Source organism: Streptomyces sp. NPDC001530 (assembly GCF_042894545.1).
Taxonomy (GTDB): domain Bacteria; phylum Actinomycetota; class Actinomycetes; order Streptomycetales; family Streptomycetaceae; genus Streptomyces.
In genome coordinates, this window is record NZ_JBIAVS010000010.1 from 17,413 (window position 1) to 39,313 (window position 21,901).

Consider the following 21,901-nt stretch of genomic DNA (forward strand, 5'->3'; position numbering starts at 1 on the left):
GCCTCAAATCTGGATGAAAGCCTGCATTTCGGCCATCAGTTCTCTTGGTACCAGCCATCCGGCCGTGGCGAGAGGTCGTCGCGGGCCGTTCCGGTGACACGGACCCTCTCGGACCGGTTCGGCCGCGCCCCGGTGCGCGCCGCCGCGGACGCGGGGAGGTCGAGGTGCGGCGGCGTGCGCGGAGGCCTCTCCTTGCGGACGAACGCGCGCCGCAGTGCGTGGTAGGGGGCGTCAGGGTCGTCGAACGTCCGGCGCATGCGGGCCAACTCCCGCTCCCGGAAGGCGGCCAGGGACTCGCTGCTCTCCTGGCGGTCCAGTTCCGCCTTCTTCGCGGCGATCCGTGACGGCGATCCCGGCAGCGACGCCAGCCGGGACGCCAGCCGTCCGATCTCCGCGGCGAAGTCCTGCGGACCGCATTCGATCACGCGGTCGACGAGCCCGAGGTCGCGGGCGCTCACGGCGCTGATCGGCAGGGCCTCGCGCAGGAGCCGTTCGGCCGCCACCGCACCCACGCGGCGCGGCAGCGTGTACGTCCAGTACTCCGAGCCGTACAGGCCCATGAGCCGGTAGTGCGGGTTCAGTACGGCACCGGTGCGGCACCACACCTCGTCGGCGGCCAGGGCGAGCATCACGCCGCCCGCCGCGGCGTTGCCCGCGACGGCGGAGACCACCAGTCGGTCCGTAGTGGTCAGGATCGCCTCGACGAGGTCGTCGATGGCGTTGATGTTGGCCCAGGACTCGGCTGCGGGATCCTCGGCGGCCTCGATGACGTTGAGGTGGATTCCGTTGGAGAAGAAGTCCCGTTGTCCGCCCAGCACCAGCACCGATGTGGGGCGCGCGCACGCCTCCCGGTAGGCGTCGAGAAGACGTCCGCACTGCTCGCTGCTCATCGCTCCGCCGGGGAAGGAGAACGAGAGGAAACCGACGCTCCCCTCCTCCCGGTACGTGATGTCGGTCCAGGTGCGCCGCCGCGGGTCCGAAGAACGCGGCGGGGAGAGCTCCGGCAGGGGCGGCAGCCGGTCGCCGAGGGCCCGCACGGCGGGCAGCTTGAACGTGGGCGGCTTCCCCGGAGCGCGCCGGCGCCGCAGCTCGGGAATCCAGACGGCACCGTCCTTCGTCGCCCGGCAGACCGCCCCGTACCTGGTGGCCAGCAGCTCCCCCGGGACGCCGCGCAATCCGGCCTCGGGGTGGCCGCCGTGGAGGTACCACTCGGCGCCGAGCAGCACGTCGAGCACGCCGGGCTGCGAGTCCGCCGCACGCAGCTTGGTCAGGACGGTCCGGGTGCAGTCCGCGTCCCAGTCGATCCGCCGCACGCTCTGGTCGAGGTACGGGCGGATGCGCACGGGCGTGCCCTCCGCGTGCGCACCGCCCTGCTTGCACGGGGTGTACGTCCCGGAGGCGAAGCGCTCCACGGCGAGCAGCACGGCCGACAGGGCGGCGTCGGCGATCTCGTTGCGGTACAGGTCGCTCTTGGACACCGACGGGACCGGACACGGTACGGACGCCCACACATCCCCGGCGTCCATTGCCTCGTCGGCCTGAAGGACCGTCACCCCCCAGTGCTCGGCGCCCTCCTGGATCGCCCAGTCCAGCGAGGACGGCCCCCGGTCCCCGAACGGCCCCGGGTGGACGATGAAGCACGGGTACGCGGCCCAGACCTCCCGGGGGATCGCCGTCTTCAGCATCGGGGCGAGGACGAGTTGCGGCGCGTGCCTCCGGACGGCCTGCGGCAACGGGCGGTCGGGCAGGGCGAGTTCCACGGCGACCGTGTGCCCGTGGTCGCGCAATTCGGCATGGACGCGCTGCGTGAGACTGTTGAACGCGCTGGCCACGAGCAGGATGTGCACGGCGACCTCCTGGCGGCGACGGTGCGGGCGACGACGGTACGGTCGACTGAGATGGTCGGATACGTCGAACCGTCCCGCCCCGGAGACCGGCTGTCGAGTCACCCGAAAGCGGGCGTCGAGCCGCCACCCGGCCGCGAGGACCTGATGTGAGACACAACACATAGCAGGGTGCAAAATTTACCCAGCGCAATGATGGATCGGTTCGATCTGTCCGTATCTCCTGGCGTACCGGCCGTTCACACCAGGAGGCAAGATGCGCCTATCGCGCAACATGGCAGGAACCGTCTTCGTGGGCGGCGCCCTGAGCCTGACTCTTGCCGCCCTCGCCTACCCCGCGATGCTCGGCGTGCAGAACACGACCACCTCCCCGTCGCGCGTGATCGCCAACACCCGCTACGGACCGCTCACCGAGGCCGACCGGGACTTCGTCGTCAAGGTCCGCTCGGCCGGGCTGTGGGAGCATCCCCTCGGCCTGATCGCCATGAAGCGGGGCACCACGGCGGAGATGAAGGAGGCCGGCAAGCACCTGGTCGTCGGGCACGCACGCCTCGACGAGTCCTGCCGCAAGATCGCCCCCGAGCTGGGCATCACCCTGCCCAACCAGGCCAGCCCGCAACAGCAGCAGTTCGTGGCCACCGCGGACGGGAGCCCCGGCAAGCAGTTCGACACCACCGCGGTCAACATCATGCGGGTGACCCACGGTCAGATCTTCCCGGCCATCGCCAAGATCCGCGCCACCACCAAGAACACCCTGGTGCGTCAGCTCGCCGATCAGGCCAACGACACCGTCCTGGACCACATCACCGTGCTGGAGAAAACCGGACTGGTCAATTTCGACCAGGCCAACTTCCAGCAGACCAGCCCGCCGAAACTCCCCAAGGACCAGGTCACCCCGCCAGCTCCGCAGCCGGGATCCCCGGTCCTCTCCCTCAGCGTGCCGCGGGGCCTGGACGTCAACACGACTTCTCCGACACCGACCCCGACGACGGGGTGATCACCCTCGGGGGGCGTTTCAGGCGTCGCGCCCCGCGACGGCGTCCACCCAGCCCAGCGGATGCGGCTCGGAGTCATCCATCGCCGGAACGAGGGGTTCGCCGCCGGCCTCGTTGAAGGCGGTGAGTGCCTCGACGAGCGCCGCGCGCTGCTTCGGGGCGAGTCGTTCGACGATGGCGGCGATCTCGGCCCGGCGGCGTGCGGTCACGTCCTCGACCGCGCACCGCCCCTCCTCGGTGAGCTGCAGCAGGGTCTCGCGACGGTTGCCGGGGTTGGTCTGCCGGTCGGCGAGCCCGGCCGCGATCAGCCGGTCGATCATGCGCATGGCGGTCGACGGTGCGACCTGAAGAAGATCGGCGAGTGCGACAAGTTTGGTGGCCCCACGGGTGGCCAGGACCACCAGCATCCGGAACTGGGGCAGCGTCACCCGGTCCTCGACCTCGGCGAGCGAACGAGCGGAGACCGCCACCAACAGCCGGGACGCTGTCAGCACCGCCCGGGTGACCGCGTCGACGTCGTCCGTGCCCTCTGCGGGGATCTCGCGCTCCGGCATGCGTCCTTTCTATCGCGCCGACGTCACGGCCCACTCATCCAATGGGAACGGATTTTCCCTCCTCATGACCCTCCACCGCGTCCGGAGCACGACGCGCGTTCTCGGTCCGGCGCGGGCATCCTGAACCCAGCACCCAACGGCGTCCGGGCGGCGAGGACGGCGCCCGTCCTCTGGCCGCACCGCTCTTGGCCCGCCGCACCGCCTCATGGATCGGGGACCCTCATGGCGTACGACGAAGGACTGGCCGAGCGGATCCGGGAGCGGTTGGGCGTGGACCCGGACGTCACGGAGAAGCGGATGTTCGGCGGTCTCGCCTTTCTGCACCGCGGCAACATGGCCGTGGGGGTGAGCGGCGACGACCTCATGGTCCGCGTCGGACCCGACAACACCGATGCTGCCCTGGCCCGGCCGGGCACCCGGGTCTTCGACATGACCGGCCGCCCCATGCGCGGCTGGATCCTGGTCGCCGGATCCTCCCTCACGGACGACAAGGTGCTCGGCGAGTGGATCGACGAGGGACACACCTTCGCGGCGAGCCTGCCGCCCAAGTGAGGGCTCGCCGGTTCGTCTCCAGCACCGGGATCTTCGTCCTTCGGAAGGCGGGCCGCATCGCCGCCTTCGACACGCCCGGCTCGTCGACCACCAGCGCTGGGCGGCGCCAATCCCGCCGACCCGGCGCACCGCCACATGCTCCAGACCGCGGTCATCGGCGCCCGGCTGCTGGACTGGCCCGCCAAGGAGCTGTGAGCCCTGTCCTCGGCCGCGGGACCAGGCGAGGAGAGCAAGACCGGAGATCTTTTCCTGATCGAGCTGGTCGGCGGGACAGAGCGCGTCGAAGCGACAGCCCGCGTCACACGCGGAGCGCCGCTCTCCCCCTTCGCCTTGCGGACGCGAAGCCGGGCACAGCAAGCCTGTAACGCTGGGTAACACATGGGGTCACGTAAAGTCATACCGGGAGGCGGCGCGATCCGAGGGGGGTAACTGCCGATGGAACCGGTGAGGTTCGCGGTCCTGGGGCCGGTCGTGGTCCAGCGGGCCGGGGCGGAGCCGGCACTCGGGAGTCCTCAGGAAAGGGCCCTGCTGGCACTGCTGTTGGTGCGAGCCGGAGAGCCGGTCGGCGTGGGCGAGATCGTCACCGTGCTGTGGGGCCGACGCCCACCGCACAGCGCGGTCAATGTGATCCGCCGCCATGTCGGGTCGCTGCGCCGCCTTCTGGAACCCGGACTCCCCACCCGCGCCACCGGCCGCTGGCTGATACGGGACGCGGGCGGATATCGGTTGGCGACCGACGGCGACTCGCTGGACCTCCTGCGCTTCCGCCGGTTGCGTGACGAGGCCCGGCAGGCCGCGGCGGACGCGTCGCCCGCGCAGGCTGTGGAACTCCTCACCGAGGCGCTCGCCCTGTGGCGGGGACCGGTCGCTTCCGGGCTTCCCGCGGAGATCCGTGAGCGCGCGGGCTTCGGTTCCGTGGATCGCGAACGCCTGGCTGCCGTACGGGAGGTGGCCGACGCGGCGCTGCATGCCGGCCTGCCGGGCGCGGTCCTGCCCCAGCTCCAGGAAGCCGCCGTCGCCAACGCATTGGACGAGCCTCTGCTGGCCAGGCTGATGCTCACCCTGGCGGCCACCGGACGCCGGACCGAGGCGCTGAGCACGTACCAGGCCGCTTGCTCCCGGCTCGCCGACGAGCTGGGCATCGATCCGGGACCGGAACTACGCGACGCCCACCAGGCGGTGCTGGACGATACCCCTTCGTCGACCCCCGGTTCCGCCGAGCCCGCCGCGCCTGCCTCGGACGCCTCCGCAAGGCGAACGACCTCCGTACCGGCCCCCGCACAACTGCCCCACGACCTGCCGACGTTCATCGGCCGCCGTGCGGAACTGGACGCGGTACTGGCGCTGCTCGCGAGCGACGAGGGGCGCCCCGCCGAGACGGTGGTCATCAGCGCCATCGGCGGAATGGCGGGCATCGGCAAGACCACGCTCGCGGTGCACTGGGCCCATCGGGTCGCCGACCAATTCCCCGATGGGCAGCTCTACGTCAATCTTCGGGGCTTCGACCCCTCCGGAGCGGTCATGAGCGCGGGCGAGGCGGTCCGTCTCTTCCTGGACGCGCTGGGCGTGCCGCCCGAACGCGTCCCGCACGGGTTGGACGCCCAAGCCGCCCTCTACCGCAGCCTGTTGGCGGGGCGGCGGTTCCTCGTCCTGCTGGACAACGCGCGCGACACCGAGCAGGTACGACCGCTGCTTCCGGGCACTCCCGGCTGCCTCGCCATCGTCACCAGCCGCCATCAGCTGTCCGGGCTGGTGTCCGCGCACGGTGCCCACTCGCTGACCCTGCGCCCGCTCGACGCCGAACAGGCACGGTTGTTCCTCGCCCGCCGGCTGGGCGCGGAGCGGCTCGCGGGCGAGTCCCGGGCGGTCGTCGAGATCACGGCACTGTGCGCCGGGCTCCCCCTCGCCCTGGCCTGCGTCGCGGCCCGCGCCGCCGCCCACCCCCACTTCCCGCTGTCGGCCATCGCGGCCGAACTGCGTGCGGCGCACGGCAGCCTCGACGCCTTCAGCGGGAGCGAGACGTCGGCGAATGTCAGCTCGGTCTTCTCCTGGTCCACCGGCGCCGTCTCGTCCGAGGCGGCCCGCCTCTTCCGGCTGCTCGCCCTGCACCCGGGCCCCGACTTCTCCGTACCCGCCACGGCCGCCCTGGCCGAACTCCCGGTACGACGGGCGCGGCTGCTCCTGGCCGAACTCGCCGACGTCCACCTGATCAACGAGCATGCCCCCGGCCGCTACGCCTTTCACGACCTGCTGCGCGCCCACGCCGCGGAACTCGTACGCACCCATCACCCGGAGGCCGAGCTCCAGGCGGCCGTCGACCGTCTGCTGACGCACTACGTGCACACCGCCCGGGCCGCCGGGCTGGTGCTCGCACCGCACTGCGATCCGATGCCGCTGGAGCCGCCCCCGGCAGGCGTCGTCGGCGAACCGCTCACCGACGACCTGCGGGCCCTGGCCTGGCTCACGGCCGAGTACCCGGTGCTGCTCGCCGTCATCGACGCCGCCGCGGACTGCGGTCACGATCGGCTTGCCTGTCTGCTCGCCTGGTCCCTGGAGCCGTTCTTCGACCGGCGGGGACACTGGCACGACGGCATGGTCGCCCAACAGACCGCGCTCGACTGCGCACTGCGCCTGGCCGATCCCGCATGGGAGGCGCACGGCCTGCGCGGGCTGGGCCGCGCGGAGGGCCGGCTGGGACTGCACAACCGGTCCGTCCCGCACCTCGACCGGGCCCTGGAACTCTTCACTGGACTCGGGGACGGCATCGGGCGGGCCCAGACCCACCGCAGCCTCGGCTGGGAATGCGACCAGCAGGGCGACCTCGCCGGTGCCCTCCGGCACAACCAACTGGCCCTGGAACTGTTCCGGGCCGACGGCCACGCGGCCGCGCAGGCCAGCGTCCTGAACTCCGTCGGCTGGTACCACGCGCTGCTCGGGGAGTACCGCCAGGCTCTGCGCCACTGCTTCCAGGCGCTCACCATGCTGCAGGAACTGGGCGACCGCTACGGCCAGGCCGGCACCTGGGACAGCATCGCCTACGCCTACCACCACCTCGGCCGCCATCCGCACGCGCTGCTCGGCTACCGCAACGCGCTCGCCCTCTACCAAGAGCTGGGTGTCCCCTACCTGGAGGCCTGCACCCTCACCCACATCGGCGACACCCACGTCTCGATGGGCGACGACACCGACGCCCACGCCGCCTGGCAGCGGGCCCTCACCATCCTCACCTCACTCGGCCACTCCGACGCCGAGCAGGTGCGGGCCCGACTGCGGAGGCAGAGCGAGCGGCGCGATCTCGCGTGACGGAGGTCGTGTCCCAGGCCTGACAGAAGCATCTGTCGCTCGCCACGTTGAATCGACCGTCTCCTCCGTCTCGGGCACCACGGGTCCCGCGGTGGCGTCGAAGGCATGGTCGGCGGGCGCGCGTTGACTGAGGGTGCACCGCCTCCGGTCGCTGAGCGCAGTGCTCGACCGTGTTCGTCCGTCCGAACTCTTAGGCTGCTCAGAGGGGTGGGCGGGCACGGTTCCGTCGCCTTCGGCTGCCCGGCACAGCAAGACGGGGTTCAAGGAATTGATGCGGTTCGAGGTACTGGGGCCCCTTCGGGTGTGCCATGGGGAGAGGGAGCTCGATCTCGGGTTTCCTCAGCAGCGTGCCCTGTTGGGCCTGCTCGTGGTGCACGCGGGTCGCCCCGTGCCGATGGGCGAGATCGTCGACGTGCTCTGGGACCGGCAGCCACCGGCAAGCGCGATGAACGTGGTACGCCGTTACGCCGGTGCGCTGCGCCGGCTGCTCGAACCCGGGCTGCCGCATCGGGCGCCCGGACGTCGGCTGCTCAGCCGTGCCGGTGGTTATCTGCTGGAGGCGGGCGAGGACGAGGTCGACCTGCTGCGGTTCCGGGGCCTCACCAAGCGGGGCAAGCGGGCCGTGGCCACCGGGAGACCCGAGGTGGCGCTGCGGCACTTCGCCGAAGCACTGAGCGGATGGCGCGGGCCGGTGGCGATGGGAATCCCCGCGTCCGTGCGGGAACACGCCGTGTTCGCCGCGGTGGAGCGCGAGCTCGTGCGCACGACGCGGATGGCGGCCGACGCGGCGCTGCTGTGCGGCAGGACGGAGCACGTTCTGCCGCAACTCCGCCGGGCCGTCGCACTCGACCCGATGAACGAGTCCTTGCACGCCAGGCTGGTCATGGCCTTGGGCGCCTCCGGGTTGCAGGCAGAGGCGTTGGCGGCGTACGAGGACGTACGACGGCTGCTGGCCGAGGAGTTGGGCGTCTCCCCCGGCCCGGAACTGTCCGCTGCCCACACCCGCGTACTCCGTCAGGAGCTGCGGCCGACCGGTCTCGCCGCCGGCCACAGGAAGCGGGCAACGGAGCCCTATCCGCCGGACCCCGTGGTCCGGCCCGCCCAGTTGCCGCCCGATCTGAAGGTCTTCTCCGGCAGACAAGCCGAGCTCGCCGGCCTCCTGGATGTCACCGACGCGATGTCGGCCTCGGCCGGGGCACCCGCGACGGTCCTGATCAGCGGGATGGCCGGCATCGGGAAGACCACGCTCGCGGTCCACTGGGCCCATGAGGTCGCCGCTCGGTTTCCGGACGGTCAGCTCTACGTCGACCTGCGCGGTTTCGCGCCTTCCCGGGCGCCGCTGGAACCGGCGGAGGCGCTGCGCGGGATGCTCGCGGCGCTGGGCGTGCCTCCTCGCCGCATGCCGCGCGGTCTGGACGGCCTCACCGTGCTGTACCGCGGACTGCTGGTCGGCCGACGGCTTCTCGTGCTGCTCGACGACGCCGCCGACACCGAGCAGGTCCGGCCCTTGCTGCCCGCCTCGCCCGGCTGTCTGGCGCTGGTCACCAGCCGCAACGGGATGCCCGGTCTGATCGCCTCGGGTGCCCACCCGCTGCGCCTGGAGCTGCCGTCCGCCGCGGACGCGCGGGCCGCGCTGGCCCTGCGTACCGGCCACGAGCGGCTGGCCGCCGAGCCCGAGGCGGCCGACGAGATCATCGCGCGCTGCGGTCGCCTGCCGCTGGCCCTGGCCCTCGTGGCCGTCCGCGCCATCAGCCGCCCGGACTTTCCGCTGGCGGCCCTCGCCGCAGAACTGCGCCATTCCCAGGGGAGCCTGGACGCCTTCGCCGGCTCGGGAGGGGCCGGCGACGCCCGCACCGCCTTCGCCCGCTCCTACCGGTGCCTGCCGCCCGAAAGCGCCCGGCTGTTCCGCCTGCTGTCACTGCACCCCGGCCCGGACCTCGCGGTGGACACGGCCGCCGCGCTCGTCGGCCTCCCCGACGACAGGACCCGGCTGCTCCTCGGCGAACTGGCCGACGCCCACCTCGTCACCGAACACGCACCGGGTCGCTATGCCTCGCACGACCTGCTGCGCGTGTTCGCCGCCGAACTCACCGTGGCACACGACTCCCCGGAGCAGCGCCGAGCCGCCCGGCAGCGCCTGCTCGATCACTTCTCGCGCACCGGCCGTTCCTAGGCGGCCGGGCGGGCCGCCTCTGTCACTGCGTTGTCACTCTTTTTGCACTTCCGCCTTTCTACGCTCCGAGCGCAGTGAATGACGGTTCGTTCGGTCGGCCTCGGAGGCAGCCACAGATGATGTCCGACATCAGCACCCTTGGGTTCGAGTACGGCGAGACCCGGCAGGAAAGCGTGTGCCGGATGCCCATGGGCCTCGACATCGTCGTCTGCCACGAGGCGCTCGTCCCGTTGCCCGGAGGGGGGCGGCCTCGGCCGGATGCTCACCGGTTGATCGCCCGGGAGAGCGGCGAGTACCTGTTCGTGGGTGTACGAGGAGGCGGACCCGGCACACCCGTCGTGCGGCGGACCCGGGAGGTCTTCCTCGCGCCGGGAGACATCTGCTTCTACGACGCGGACCGCCCTCCGCTGTTGGACTTTCCCGAGCGCGTCCGCCTGAAGGTCTTTCTCGTGCCGTGCGAGTCGCTGGGGCTCGGGGAGGGCGACGTACAGCAGGTGATGACGGCTCCGGTCCCCCGGGACTCCCGGCTGGGAACGCTGCTGTCGCCGTTCCTGTCCGAACTGGCCGACACGGCCCCCGCGTCCCCGCCCTCGACCGGCGGGATGCTTGCCTGGAACGCGGTGAACCTCCTGGCCACCCTCGCCGCGGAGCAACTGGGCCGGGACGCGACGGGTACACCTGACGCGCAGTCGCCGCTGCTGTCGCGGATCCTGGGGTTCATCGATCTGCATCTGGCCGACGCGGATCTGTCCCCCGAGGTGATCGCGGGGGCCCATCACATCTCGGTGCGGTACCTGCACAAGCTCTTCCAGGACGAGGGCACGACCGTCGGCCGGTGGATCCAGCGCCGCCGCCTGGAGGAGTGCCGGCGCGACCTGATGCTCCGAGGGCGAGGTCGGCAGACCATCGCCGCGATCGCGGGACGCTGGGGTTTCCTGAGCGCGACGCACTTCAGCCGGGTGTTCCGGGCCGCCTACGGCATGTCTCCCAGCCAGTGGCGGGACACGGCCGGCCACGGTGTGCCGCCTCGTCGCCGGTAGCGAGCGACGGCCCGTCACCGCGACCGGATGCGCGGGCGGCACCGTGTTCAGGGCTGCGGTCTGGTCCAGGCGTCGTCGGAGGCCGAGAGGCGATGGGCGGCCACGGACGTCACCGCCAGCAACAGCAGCGCCAGGCCCAGAGTGAGGGCGAGTTCGGTGTGCAGCAGAAGCACCGCACCGACCAGGGCTCCGAGGAACATGGCCAGCACGGACAGGATCCGTCGGCCGGGCCTCGGCGCCGCCCCGCCAGCCGGGATGGAGTCCGCGGCCAGTCCCGTCAGGGTCAGGGTCAGGACGGTCGTGGTCAGGTCGGGGACGCCGAGGCGCCGGGCGACCGCGTTCTGCAGCCCCATGGCGAGGCCGAGAAGCACGATCAGGACGTACTGGACCGAGGTGGTCACCTTGCCGTTCGTGGCCGCGGCCGTGATGACGGCCGCGGCCACGAGCACCGCCTGCAACACCGTGGCGATGGCCAGCAGCCGCCCGCGGTGCGCCGCGAACCGGGTGCCGAACCGGCCGCCCGCCAGCGCGCCGACGAGGAACGCGGCCATCGCGACGACGGAGGCGAGCGCGGACAGGCCCTCGGCACCCGCCAGGGCGAATCCCAGGAAGACCACGTTGCCGGTCATGTTGGCCACGAAGACGTGCCCGAGCGCCAGATAACTCACGGCGTCGACGAGTCCCGTCAGCACGGTCAGCGTCAGCATGAGCGGCGGCAGCGGTCCGTGCCGGTCGCCCCTGGGCGGGGCCAGCGTGCGAGCCGCGTCAGTCAGCAGCTTGCGCATACGGAGTCCTCCTGCCGGGAGCGGGCGGGCGGCGCAGCATCACACGGGTGAGCAGTCCGCCGGCCGGGCCGATCACGATGGCCGCGAGGGAGGTCCACAGCGGCCAGAGAGTCAGCCCGAGGAGGTGGTCGGCCGACCATCGGCCGGGGCCGGTCAGGGCCAGCACCGCGGATATGACGACGAGGACCATCGGGTACTCGTATCCGTCGTTCTCCACCCAGAGCCCGTTGTGCCACTTGACGGTGGACGCGACCGTCATCACCCCCATGGCCGCCATCGCCGCCGCGGGAGTGAGCAGTCCGGCCGCCAGGAACAGGCCGCCGCCGACCTGGCTGCCGCCCGCGGCGAGCGCGGTGAGCCGGCCGCCGCGGAAGCCGTCGTGCCGGAACTCCTCGGTTCCGCCCGCCAGTCCGTTGCCCCCCAGCCGGAAACTGACCTTCTGCACTCCGTGCCCGGCGATGAGGAGACCCGTCACCAGCCGGAGGACCAACAATCCGGTGTCCATCGCAGTTCCTGCCTGTTCCTGACGTTCCGTCGATGCCCGAACGAAGGGGTCAGCCGGCCGCGTGGGCGCCGATGACCGCCTGTGCGTAGACCACGCCCAGGCCGTAGGCACCGGCGTGCTCCTTCACCACCTCCGTGACGGGGACGTACGTCTCCGTCCGCGCCCAGTCGCGCTGGAGCTCGAGCAGCACCTGAACCCAGGTCACCGGAATCGCGCCGCCCTGGACCATGCGCTGGATGGCGTGCTCGTGCGCCTGCGGGCTGACGCCGCCGGACGCGTCGGTGACGACGTAGACCTCGTAGCCCTGGGAGAGCGCGGAGAGCGTGGGCAGGACGACGCAGACCTCGGTCCAGAGCCCGGCGATGACGAGCTTCCTGCGCCCGGTCGCCTTGACGGCCTCGACGAAGGCGAGGTCCTCCCAGGCGTTCATCGAGGTCCGGTCGATGATCTTCTGGTCCGGGAAGACCGCCGCGAGTTGCGGCAGGATCGGGCCCGAGAAGGACTCGGCGGCCACGGTGCTCAGCACGACCGGGACGTCGAAGACGTTGGCCGCCTTCGCCAGTCCCACGGTCGAGTTGATGATGGCGGTGCGGTCGCCGCTGGCGGCGGCGAAGAACATCTGCGGCTGGTGGTCCACGAACAGCACGGCGCAGTTGTCGGGGGTCAGCAGGTCGGGGCTGGGGACCGCGGTGACCTCGGCGATGTCGACCATGAGAGAGCCTTTCCTGAGTGAGGTGAGCGCGGACGGGCGTCCGCTGCGGAGAGCGACCGTCCGTGGGACGGCGCGAGGTGGCGTGGTGTCCCGGGAGGGGCGGGCCCCTCCCGGGAGATCAGAGGGAGAAGCAGGGGTCGAAGACCGGGCTCGCGGTCTCCGGGGCCAGGCCGCGTCGGGCGCGCCACTGGCGGTGCTGCTCCGACTCGGCGACGGCCTGGCCGAGCAACTCGGCCTGGCGGGCGCCCGACAGGCCGGCACGAGGCGTGGCCTGATAGCCGCCGAAGTGTGCGACCGGGCTCCACGCCGGGCTGACCGGCGGCAGTTCCTCGTCGAGGCCCTCGTACTCGGCGGCGGCGTAGACGATCCGGCCGCCGACGACCGTCAGTTGGGACTCGATGTGCGCGATGTCCGGCTCGGGGACGGTGAAGTAGTCCTCGGACAGGACCGCGAGGTCGCCGAGGAAGCCCGGGCGCAGGACACCCTTGACGCCCTCCTCGCCGGTCAGCGAGGCGCCCGCCTCGGTGAACATCGACAGCGCGGTCTGTCGGTCGACGCGGTTGTGCGGCGGGCGGACGACCAGGTCGCCGACGGTACGGCCGCTGATCAGCCAGTGCAGGGCGATCCACGGGTTGTAGGTGGAGACCCGGGTGGCGTCCGTGCCGGCGCCGACGGTCAGGCCGCGCTCCAGCATGGCCCGGATCGGAGGGGCGTCCGCGGCTGCGCCGGGGCCGTAGCGGCGTACGAACGCCTCGCCCTGGAAGGACAGCCGGTTCTGCACGGACATGGCGCCGCCGAGGGCGGCTATGCGGTCGAGGCTGTCCGCGGAGACGGTCTCCGCATGGTCGAACAGCCACCGGTTGCCGGCGGGGAAGAGCCCTTCCGTGGCGAGCTTCTCGAACACCGTCAGGTCACGGCGGATGGTCTCGTCGTAGGTGGCGTGAAGTCTGAATCCCCAGCCGTTCTCCATGAGGAGGCGTACGGCCTTCTCGAATTCCGCCTCGTAGTCGGCGAGTTCCGGGCGCGGCTCGGCGAAGTTCTCGAAATCCGCCGCCGACCAAGTGAGGTTCTCGCCCGCACCGTTGAGGCGCAGCCATTCGTCGCCGTCCTCGAGACGGGCCATTTCGATCCAGCGGGTGAGATCGTCGATTTCCTGCCCGGCGGTCTGCGGGAAGAGGTGATAGGCGATCCGCAGGGACAGTTGACCGGCCTTGGCCAGTTCGACGACCGTGCTGTAGTTGTCGGGGAAGTTCTGGAATCCGCCCGCCGCGTCGATCGCCGACGTGAGCCCGAACCGGTTGAGTTCCCGCAGGAAATGACGGGTCGACGTCTTCTTGTCCTCACCCTCCAGGACCGGGGCCTTGGCCAGCGTCGAGTAGAGGATCAGGGCGCTGGGCGCGGCCAGCAGCATGCCCGTGGGCTCGCCGTCCCGGCCCCGTACGATCTGGCCGCCCTTGGGGTCGGGGGTGTCCCTGGTGTATCCGGCGGCCTTGAGCGCCGCCCGGTTGAGCACGGCCGACTGGTACAGGTGCAGGACGAACACCGGGGTGTCCGGCGCCGCGGCGTTCAGCTCGGCGACGGTCGGCAGCCGCCGCTCGGCGAACTGCTCGGCCGACCATCCGCCCACCACCCGGACCCACTGGCCCTTGGGCGTGCGAGCCGCCTGCTCACGCAGCATCGCCAGACCCTGCCGCAGGGTGGGGACGCCGTCCCAGCGCAGCTCCAGTACGTAGTTGAGTCCGCCTCGGATGACGTGCAGGTGGGCGTCGTTGAGGCCGGGAACCATCCGACGGCCAAGGGCGTCGACCACCTTCGTGGCCGGGCCGACCTGGGGCGCCACGTCGCTGTCGTCGCCGACGACCGTGATGACGCCGTCGCGGATGGCGATCGCCTCGGCCTGCGGGCGGCCCGGGTCTCCCGTATGAATTTTCGCGTTGCGGACGACGAGGTCCGCGGCGTTGTCGGTGGCGCGGGGAACCAGCCCACCGACCGGCATCGTGGACACCTTTCGACAACCTCCTGCGGAATGAACAGCGTCGATTTCCATCAGAGCCGCTTTCACATCCGGTCGGAATTCCTGTGTCGTGCACAGAAAACCGCCCCGCGGCTGCATCGCCGCCACACTATTTCGGGGGCAAGTCGCCAAGTGTCCCGGCAGTGCACCGGATTTGACCTGTCAGCGCACTGTCTTCCCTTCCGTGCACTGTGAGACCCGTGTCGGTGCGCTCATGAGCAATTTCCGTCGGCCTGCGGTTTTATCGTGGTGATCGTCGACCCCGCGGATCTCTGTGTCCGACCCGGAGTCGCCTCAGCTCGCCGGAGAGACCGGCGCACCACGTGAGACGCAGGAGAATCACATGTCCGACGCCGTCGAGCCGGTCCAGCCGGTGCTGGAGCCTGCGGCAGCCGCATTCGCCGAAGCGACCGCCAACCCGCCCTACCTCTTCGACCTGCCGCCCGCCGAGGGCCGCAAGGCGGTCGACGAGGTGCAGTCCGGCGACATCGAGAAGCCGCAGATCGACGAGGAGTGGATCACCGTCTCGGGCGGTCCGACGGGCAGCGTCCGGGCGCGCGTCGTCAAGCCCGCCGGTGCCTCCGGGACCCTGCCGGTGATCCTCTACATCCACGGCGCGGGCTGGGTGTTCGGCAATGCGCACACGCACGACCGCCTGGTGCGCGAACTCGCCGTCGGCGCGAACGCCGCCGTGGTCTTCCCGGAGTACGACCTCTCCCCCGAGGTCCGCTACCCGGTCGCCATCGAGCAGAACTACGCGGTCGCCAAGTGGGTCGTCGAGCAGGGCGCCTCCAAGGACCTGGACGGCTCCCGTCTTGCGGTGGCGGGCGACTCCGTCGGCGGCAACATGAGTGCCGCGCTGACGCTGATGGCCAAGGAGCGCGGCGACGTCCCGCTGGTCCAGCAGGTGCTGTTCTACCCGGTCACCGACGCGAACTTCGAGACCGGCTCCTACCACCAGTTCGCGGAAGGCTACTTCCTGCGCCGCGACGGCATGCAGTGGTTCTGGGACCAGTACACGACCGACGAGGCCGACCGCGCCCAGATCACCGCTTCCCCGCTGCGGGCCACCACCGAGCAGCTCAAGGACCTGCCCCCGGCCCTGGTCATCACCGGCGAGGCCGACGTGCTGCGCGACGAGGGCGAAGCGTACGCGGCCAAGCTGCGCGAAGCCGGGGTTCCGGTCACCGCCGTCCGCTTCCAGGGGATCATCCACGACTTCGTGATGCTCAACGCCCTGCGCGAGACGCACGCCGCCGAGGCCGCGATCACGCTGGCCACCGGCACCCTGCGCACCGCGCTGCACGGCAGCTGACCCGGCGCCCCACACCCTCGTCCGAAGGAGAAGTACCCACACATGACCACCACTCCCACCGCCCTTCTCGTGCACGGCGCCTTCGCGGACGCCGCCAGCTGGACCGGGGTCATAGCGGAACTGCAGAACCACGGCATCCCCGTGCTGGCGCCGCCGAACCCGCTGCGCGGCCTGGCGTCCGACGCCGCGTACATCGCCTCCGTGGCGGCTCAGATCGACGGTCCGGTCGTCCTGGTCGGCCACTCCTACGGCGGTGCGCTCATCACCGTGGCCGGCACCACGGAGAACGTGGTCGGCCTGGTCTATGTCGCGGCCTACGTCCTCGAAGAGGGCGAGAGCCTCGGCGAGTTGCAGGGCCGCTTCCCGCTCTCACCGCTGGTCAGCAACCTGAAGGAGTGGACGTACCCCATCGAGGGGGCGGAGCCCGCGGTCGAGGTCACCATCAAGGCCGAGGCGTACCCGGAGATCTTCGCCGCCGATGTCGCGGCCTCCGTCACCAAGGTCCTGGCGGCGGCGCAACGCCCGCTGGCCGCAGGGGCGTTCGAGGAGACGGCCGCGGCGGCCGCGTGGAAGACCAAGCCGTCGTGGGCCCTCGTGGCCGGCGCGGACCAGGCGATCAACCCCGAGGTCGAGCGCTTCGGTGCCAAGCGGGCCGGGGCCACGATCGTCGAGCTGGAGGGTGCCTCGCACGCCGTGGCGGTGTCCCAGCCCAAGGAGGTCGCCGATCTGATCCGTGACGCGGTGCGCGCGACGAGCTGACGGAGCGACAGACGGCGCGGGGGGACACCGGTACGGTGTCCCCCCGCGCCGCCGCATTTCCTCGGCTCGGCTCTTCGGCGGCGTGGCCCGACCACCACGACCAGCGCCGCCAGCAGCACCCCGGCGGCCAGGGCGGGTGCCGGGGACCAGGCGGCCGCGACGACCCCGGCCGCGGCGATGGGAAACGGCACCCGCTCGGCCGTACGCCGCTGATGGGGTCGTAAATGCACGGCCCAGACCGTGATCGTTCCGCCGGCTCCCCTGGCGTGGGCTGTCCCGCCGAGGCTGGAGCGGTCGGAAGAGGGCCCGAGTCCGCCGGCGCACGGGGACTGGCCCGAGAGTGAACACCGGGCACAGGACACCGCGCACAGTGCACCGGCAGGCAGCACCGCGTGCGCTACCGGGCCATACGGCCCCCGTCCGGGCACCTAGCGTCACTCGGGTACGCACGCCACGCACCGCAGGAGGCGGACCATGACCACCAGTTCCCAGCCCGTGAGCGGCAGCCAGCCGTGGCTGCATCAGAAGGGCGAGGTGATCCAGGATTTCGGGACCGTCAAGCAGTTCCCGGTCGGCTTGTCCTACGAGGCGCGGATGTACGCGTGCCAGCGCCTGAACAAGGTCCTGGCGGACACGCAGATCCTCTACGGTCTCTACAAGAAGCATCACTGGCTGATGCGGGGCGCGACCTTCTACCAACTGCACCTGGTCCTCGACAAGCACGCGAGCGAACAGCTCGAACTCGTCGACACCATCGCCGAGCGGATTCAGTCCCTGGGCGGCGTCGCGGTGGGAGATCCCCGGCACGTCGCCGAGATCACGTCGATTCCGCGGCCGCCGGACGGTGTCGAGCAGGTCCCGGCGATGCTGTCACGGCTGCTGGAGGCCCACGAGACCATCCTCATCGACGCCCACGACGCCGCGGCCCGGACCGTCGAGCTGGGTGACGACGGCACCAACGACCTGCTGGTCTCACAGGTGATCAGGACCGGCGAGCTGCAGGCCTGGTTCCTGGCCGAGCACCTCGTCGACACCCCACTGGTCCGCGCCTGACGGAGCGCGGGCGCTGTGCTGGTGGTGTCGTCCCGGCGGGTCATCGCCGGGACGACACCGACGGCGACCTCGGACGTGCGGCCATCGAGGACGGCCACGGGACTCGGCTGCGGGCGTCGCGTCCGGCCCAGCGGCACGGGCTGAACGGCACAGCACGATCAGATGACTCTGCCCCGGCGTTGCACGCCGGGGCAGTCGAAGCCGTACGGGGGGGGGCCGCGGTGCGGCAGGTCAGGCGTCGGTGGCGGACTCCGCGACCACCGTCGACGCGACGTCGTCGGCCACGACACGCGCCTGCTTCTCCGGCACACCGGCCGCGATGAGCGTGGCCACGGCGACACGGGTCCCGTCGTCCTCCAGGGCCCCGGTGTTGACCTCTTCCAGCAGAGCCACCGTCATCGCTTCCAGTGCGGCGCTCAACACCGCGGGCGGCAGATGGGTGTGGAAGACGCCGTCCCGCTGCCCTCGCTGCAGGATGGCCGTGCCCTCGTCACGGGCCGGTGCCAGGATCTCGGCCACGCGTTCCGCGCCCAGGTCGTGCCGGGCCAGCGCCAGGAGCATCCGGTAGCGGTCCCCCACCGGCCACATCGAGAACACGAACTGCGCGAGCGCCCGCTCGGCCGGCTCCGGTTCCATGGGCTTCGCGCCGGCTGCCAGCGTGCTCCGCAGGGTCTCGGAGGCTTCCTCGGCGAGCGCCTCCAGCAACGCCGCGCGCCCGGGAAAGTGACCGAAGAGGGTGCGCCGCACGACACCGGAGGCGCGTGCCAGCTCCTCCAGGGTGATGTCCGGGTTCCGTCCGAGCTCCTGGCGGGCCGTGGCCAGGATGCGCGCCCGGTTGGACCGCGCATTGCGTCGCTGCGGCTCGCGGGCAACGGACTTGGTCACGGAAAACCTCGGTGGATCAGTACGGAGATCGACGAAGCGGGGAGGAACGGTGCGCATCCATTCTGACATGGAGCATCTTCACGCGATCCGGAGCCGGAGCCGCTGTCGTCGTACCGCGCAGGTCACTGGACCGTGTCGCGCCGGGACAGGGGGTTCGGTGCCAGACCGCAGACCGCCGAGGCGGCGATGAACAGCGCGAACCCGGCCGCGTACGACTGACGCGCGCCGATCCGGTCCGACAGGGCGCCGGAGGACAGCAGCAGCCCCGCGAACATCAGGGTGTAGCCGTCCATCACCCACTGCACACCGGTGACACCGCCGCCGAGGTCGTCCCGGATGTCAGGCAGGGCGACGTTGACGACCAAGGCGTCGAGGGTGATGACGAAGAAGCCGAGCACGGCCGCGGCGAGCGCCGCACCGGCGTCGGTGGTGCGGCGCCCTGATACCTCTCCGACTGCTTGCCGGGCGGGAGTGACAGGGACGGACATGGCGGGCTCCGGCCAGGGGGAGGAAGAGGGGGATCGCGTGGATCTTCGACGCGCATCCAGCCTGCTCCCGACACCCACATCCCGGCAGACCGCGCTGTGCCGGGGAGCCGTGTTCCGGGGTGCGACAGGGCCCCCACGCGGCTTTCGCGCAGGTCACAGGGCCGCCACACTGGGCGACATGGCACGTCGGCAGTCTTGGCACCTTGGCAGACATGGCACGTCGGCAGACATGGCACGTCGGCAGCAGAACGGCGGAGGAACTCGCCACCCTCGCTTCGGTCAGCATCAGCTGATTCACGCGGGACCACCACGACAACAGGAGTCACCGTGCGCACATCCCCCGACCAGGGCGCTCAGGAGGAGGTCGTCAAGGCGTACCGCGCCCACCTGGAAGCGATGACCGACGGCGATACCGAGGCTCTCGACGACATGCTCGACAACGGCTTCACCCTCACTCACGTCACCGGGTATGTGCAGCCGAAGGCCGAGTGGCCGGCGCAGATGCGAGCCGGGCGGTTCGTCTACCACGGGGTCGCGGAGAAGGAAGTGGCCGTCGAGGTCGCGGGCGACGCGGCCCGCTTCGTCGGCCGGATCGTCACGGACGCGACGGTGTACGGCGCGCACGCGAACTGGCGGCTCCAACTCGCCATGGACTACGCCCGCGAGGACGACACCTGGACCGCACTCCGCTCAGTGGCCACGACCTGGTGATCCGTCCATCGTCCGCCCTCTCCCCCATCGGCTGACGCGCGGTGGTCAATCCACCTGTCACTTCAGGATGTTGACCGCTCGGGCCACTACGAGGACCACGGTGACCAGGGAGACCGAGGACTGGAGCATCATCAGCATCTTGGCCCATCGCGACAGCGGCATCACGTCGGTCGGGCTGAAGGCGGTGGAGTTGGTGAACGACAGGTACAGGTAGTCCAGGAACGCCGGCTCCCAGTCCGGCGGCGCGGTCTGCGGGCTCTGCATCTGTACGAAGAGGAAGTCGGCGAACTGGTGGTGACCGCGGGCCCGCGCCATCGGTCCGCCGCGGTCCCACTCCCAGTACCACAGGGCGAACACGATGACGTTCGTCAGCCAGATGCCGCCGCCGGTCAGCAGCAGCGGCCCGGCGTCCATCCCCTCGGTGCCGTTCACCAAGCCCGCCACCAGCCGGACCGCCGCCCAGCCGTTGGCCAGGCTGATCACGCAGATCAGGGCCAGGCCCAGCCACCGCAGCCAACGGGTCCGGGGCTCGACCCGCCGGGGGTTCGCGGCGATCAGGCCCGCCAGCAGCACCAACTCCAGGACCGGCAGCACCCAGTACGGCTGGAGGGTGAGGCGGTGCGGCAGCATCAGCTGGAGAGCGACCGCCACCAGGATCACGGCGGTCACCGCCCAGCGCGGCTCACCGTGCGTCGCCCGGCGCCACGCGGGTACCACTTCGCGCTCGCCGTCCTCCAGCAGCCGCTCGATCCTGGCCAGGCGGCTCTCGGCGTCGTCCATAGCGTCGGTCATGGCGACGATTGTCCCGGGTCACATGTTGATCATGTGACCCGCCAGCCCGTGGATGGCCTCCTTGATCGCCTCGCCGAGCGTCGGGTGGCCGTGCACATTGCGCGCGACCTCATGGACCGTCAGGTCCCACTGCTGAGCGAGGGTCAGCTCCGGTAGGAGCTCGGTGACCTCGGGGCCGATCAGGTGGGCGCCGAGGAGCTCGCCGTACCGGGCATCACTGAGGATCTTGACGAAGCCCGCGGTGTCACCCAGACCGTGCGACTTGCCGTTGGCGGTGAACGGGAACTTCGCCACCTTGACGTCGAAGCCCTGCTCGCGGGCCTGCGCCTCGGTCCAGCCGAAGCTGGCGATCTGCGGCTGGCAGTAGGTCGCCCGCGGGATCATGATGTAGTCGAGCTCCATGGTCTCCGCGTCGCCGATCGTCTCGGCCGCCACGATGCCCATCGCCTCGGCCGCGTGAGCGAGCATCAGCTTCGCCGTCACATCGCCGATGGCGTAGATGTGCGGGATGTTCGTGCGGCAGCGCCCGTCGATGTCGATCGCTCCGCGGTCGGTGAGCTTCACACCGGTGTTCTCCAGGCCGTAGCCCTGCACCCGCGGCTGGAAGCCGATCGCCTGCAGCACCTTGCCGGCCTGCAGCGTCTGCCGCTGGCCGCCCGTGGTCACCATGACCTTGACCGCATCGCCCGAGTCGTTGATGGCCTCGACCCGGGTGGAGGTGAGCACATTGATGCCGAGTCGCTTGTAGCGGCGGGTCAGCTCCGCGGAGACCTCTTCGTCCTCCAGCGGGACGATGCGGTCGAGGAACTCGACGAGGGTGACCTGGACGCCGTAGTTGTGCAGTACGTAGGCGAACTCGACGCCGATGGCGCCCGCGCCCGCGATGATGATGCTCTCCGGGAGCGTGTCGGACAGGATCTGCTCCTCGTACGTCACCACGCGTTCGCTGAGCGAGGTGCCGGGCAGCAGCTTCGTGGTGGCGCCGGTGGCGATGACGCAGTGGCCGAAGGTGACGGTTTCCGTGCCACCGTCGGTGAGGGCGACCTGGAGAGTGTGGTCGTCGCTGAAGGTGCCGTGGCCGGTGTACTGGGTGATCTTGTTCTTCTTCATCAGGTAGTGGACGCCCTTGACGCGCCCGTCCGCCACCTTGCGGCTGCGGGTGAAGGCCTCGCCGTAGTCGAAGCTCACCTCGCCATTCACCCGGATGCCGAAGGTCTTGGCCTCCTGGGTGAAGATGTGGGCCAGCTCCGCGTTGCGCAGCAGCGCCTTCGACGGGATGCACCCCACGTTGAGGCACACTCCGCCCCAGTACTTCTCCTCGACGATCGCCGTACTGAGACCGAGCTGGGCGGCCCTGATCGCCGCGACATATCCTCCCGGGCCGGCGCCCAGGACCACTACGTCAAAGTGTGCGCTCATGA

General features: G+C 70.9%; 18 protein-coding genes and 1 pseudogene. 9 read left to right on the forward strand and 10 right to left on the reverse strand.

Annotation, left to right across the window (positions count from 1 at the left end; translation table 11 throughout):
- Positions 1 to 35: 35 nt before the first annotated feature.
- A complete protein-coding gene (locus ACFY0T_RS21070) occupies positions 36 to 1,847 on the reverse strand; it encodes an enoyl-CoA hydratase-related protein (RefSeq protein ID WP_388872525.1) in 1,812 nt (603 codons plus the stop codon).
- A gap of 253 nt (positions 1,848 to 2,100) precedes the next feature.
- Here ACFY0T_RS21070 and ACFY0T_RS21075 point away from each other — a divergent pair, with 253 nt between their 5' ends.
- Positions 2,101 to 2,841, forward strand: coding sequence for a DUF4142 domain-containing protein (locus ACFY0T_RS21075; protein WP_388872528.1), 741 nt, complete (start codon positions 2,101 to 2,103; stop codon positions 2,839 to 2,841).
- Positions 2,842 to 2,859: 18 nt separating this feature from the next.
- Here the strand turns inward: ACFY0T_RS21075 and ACFY0T_RS21080 are convergent, their stop codons facing one another.
- The gene (locus ACFY0T_RS21080; protein ID WP_388872531.1) at positions 2,860 to 3,393 is read right to left on the reverse strand and encodes a MarR family winged helix-turn-helix transcriptional regulator; all 534 of its coding nucleotides are present in this window, start codon (positions 3,391 to 3,393) and stop codon (positions 2,860 to 2,862) included.
- A 222-nt stretch (positions 3,394 to 3,615) separates the two neighbouring features.
- Between ACFY0T_RS21080 and ACFY0T_RS21085 the strand changes: the two genes are divergently transcribed.
- The 4 genes from ACFY0T_RS21085 to ACFY0T_RS21100 all read left to right on the forward strand — a co-directional run bounded on the left by ACFY0T_RS21085 (position 3,616) and on the right by ACFY0T_RS21100 (position 10,461).
- A complete protein-coding gene (locus ACFY0T_RS21085; protein WP_388872534.1) occupies positions 3,616 to 3,945 on the forward strand; it encodes a TfoX/Sxy family protein in 330 nt (109 codons plus the stop codon).
- A gap of 435 nt (positions 3,946 to 4,380) precedes the next feature.
- On the forward strand, positions 4,381 to 7,248 hold the full coding sequence (locus ACFY0T_RS21090; RefSeq protein WP_388872537.1) for a BTAD domain-containing putative transcriptional regulator: 2,868 nt from the start codon (positions 4,381 to 4,383) through the stop codon (positions 7,246 to 7,248).
- A gap of 355 nt (positions 7,249 to 7,603) precedes the next feature.
- Positions 7,604 to 9,421, forward strand: coding sequence for a BTAD domain-containing putative transcriptional regulator (locus ACFY0T_RS21095; protein WP_388872539.1), 1,818 nt, complete (start codon positions 7,604 to 7,606; stop codon positions 9,419 to 9,421).
- Between the two features lie 116 nt (positions 9,422 to 9,537).
- Positions 9,538 to 10,461 (forward strand): helix-turn-helix domain-containing protein, encoded by a 924-nt coding sequence (locus tag ACFY0T_RS21100; RefSeq protein ID WP_388872542.1) that lies wholly within the window; start codon positions 9,538 to 9,540, stop codon positions 10,459 to 10,461.
- A gap of 47 nt (positions 10,462 to 10,508) precedes the next feature.
- On the opposite strand, the gene ACFY0T_RS21105 is transcribed toward ACFY0T_RS21100, so the two are convergent.
- The 4 genes from ACFY0T_RS21105 to ACFY0T_RS21120 all read right to left on the reverse strand — a co-directional run bounded on the left by ACFY0T_RS21105 (position 10,509) and on the right by ACFY0T_RS21120 (position 14,459).
- A complete protein-coding gene (locus ACFY0T_RS21105; RefSeq protein ID WP_388872545.1) occupies positions 10,509 to 11,246 on the reverse strand; it encodes a YoaK family protein in 738 nt (245 codons plus the stop codon).
- Positions 11,227 to 11,751 carry a DoxX family protein gene (locus ACFY0T_RS21110; RefSeq protein ID WP_388872548.1) on the reverse strand — a complete coding sequence of 175 codons (525 nt, stop codon included), beginning with the start codon at positions 11,749 to 11,751 and terminating at the stop codon, positions 11,227 to 11,229. Before ACFY0T_RS21110 ends, ACFY0T_RS21105 begins: the two co-directional genes overlap by 20 nt.
- 49 nt (positions 11,752 to 11,800) lie before the next feature.
- The gene (locus ACFY0T_RS21115) at positions 11,801 to 12,463 is read right to left on the reverse strand and encodes a hydrolase (RefSeq protein ID WP_388872551.1); all 663 of its coding nucleotides are present in this window, start codon (positions 12,461 to 12,463) and stop codon (positions 11,801 to 11,803) included.
- 118 nt (positions 12,464 to 12,581) lie between these two features.
- Positions 12,582 to 14,459 (reverse strand): amidohydrolase, encoded by a 1,878-nt coding sequence (locus ACFY0T_RS21120; RefSeq protein WP_388873412.1) that lies wholly within the window; start codon positions 14,457 to 14,459, stop codon positions 12,582 to 12,584.
- Between the two features lie 361 nt (positions 14,460 to 14,820).
- Here ACFY0T_RS21120 and ACFY0T_RS21125 point away from each other — a divergent pair, with 361 nt between their 5' ends.
- The 3 genes from ACFY0T_RS21125 (at position 14,821) to ACFY0T_RS21135 (ending at position 17,604) form a co-directional block, all read left to right on the forward strand.
- Positions 14,821 to 15,792: an alpha/beta hydrolase gene (locus ACFY0T_RS21125; RefSeq protein WP_388872554.1), complete on the forward strand. Its 972-nt coding sequence runs from the start codon at positions 14,821 to 14,823 to the stop codon at positions 15,790 to 15,792.
- Positions 15,793 to 15,834: 42 nt separating this feature from the next.
- Positions 15,835 to 16,551 carry an alpha/beta fold hydrolase gene (locus ACFY0T_RS21130; RefSeq protein WP_388872557.1) on the forward strand — a complete coding sequence of 239 codons (717 nt, stop codon included), beginning with the start codon at positions 15,835 to 15,837 and terminating at the stop codon, positions 16,549 to 16,551.
- Between the two features lie 474 nt (positions 16,552 to 17,025).
- Entirely contained in the window at positions 17,026 to 17,604 is a 579-nt protein-coding gene (locus ACFY0T_RS21135; RefSeq protein ID WP_388872560.1) for a Dps family protein, read from the forward strand.
- 231 nt (positions 17,605 to 17,835) lie between these two features.
- Here the strand turns inward: ACFY0T_RS21135 and ACFY0T_RS21140 are convergent, their stop codons facing one another.
- Together ACFY0T_RS21140 and ACFY0T_RS21145 are read right to left on the reverse strand one after the other, a co-directional pair.
- Positions 17,836 to 18,489: a TetR/AcrR family transcriptional regulator gene (locus ACFY0T_RS21140; protein WP_388872562.1), complete on the reverse strand. Its 654-nt coding sequence runs from the start codon at positions 18,487 to 18,489 to the stop codon at positions 17,836 to 17,838.
- A gap of 155 nt (positions 18,490 to 18,644) precedes the next feature.
- A pseudogene (locus ACFY0T_RS21145) lies at positions 18,645 to 18,977 on the reverse strand (MFS transporter); the annotation flags it as partial.
- Positions 18,978 to 19,304: 327 nt separating this feature from the next.
- Between ACFY0T_RS21145 and ACFY0T_RS21150 the strand changes: the two are divergent.
- Positions 19,305 to 19,688, forward strand: coding sequence for a nuclear transport factor 2 family protein (locus ACFY0T_RS21150; RefSeq protein WP_388872565.1), 384 nt, complete (start codon positions 19,305 to 19,307; stop codon positions 19,686 to 19,688).
- Between the two features lie 57 nt (positions 19,689 to 19,745).
- On the opposite strand, the gene ACFY0T_RS21155 is transcribed toward ACFY0T_RS21150, so the two are convergent.
- Together ACFY0T_RS21155 and lpdA are read right to left on the reverse strand one after the other, a co-directional pair.
- Entirely contained in the window at positions 19,746 to 20,480 is a 735-nt protein-coding gene (locus tag ACFY0T_RS21155; protein ID WP_388872568.1) for a hypothetical protein, read from the reverse strand.
- Between the two features lie 18 nt (positions 20,481 to 20,498).
- Positions 20,499 to 21,899 (reverse strand): dihydrolipoyl dehydrogenase, encoded by a 1,401-nt coding sequence (lpdA, locus tag ACFY0T_RS21160; RefSeq protein ID WP_388872570.1) that lies wholly within the window; start codon positions 21,897 to 21,899, stop codon positions 20,499 to 20,501.
- Between the last annotated feature and the right edge of the window lie 2 nt (positions 21,900 to 21,901).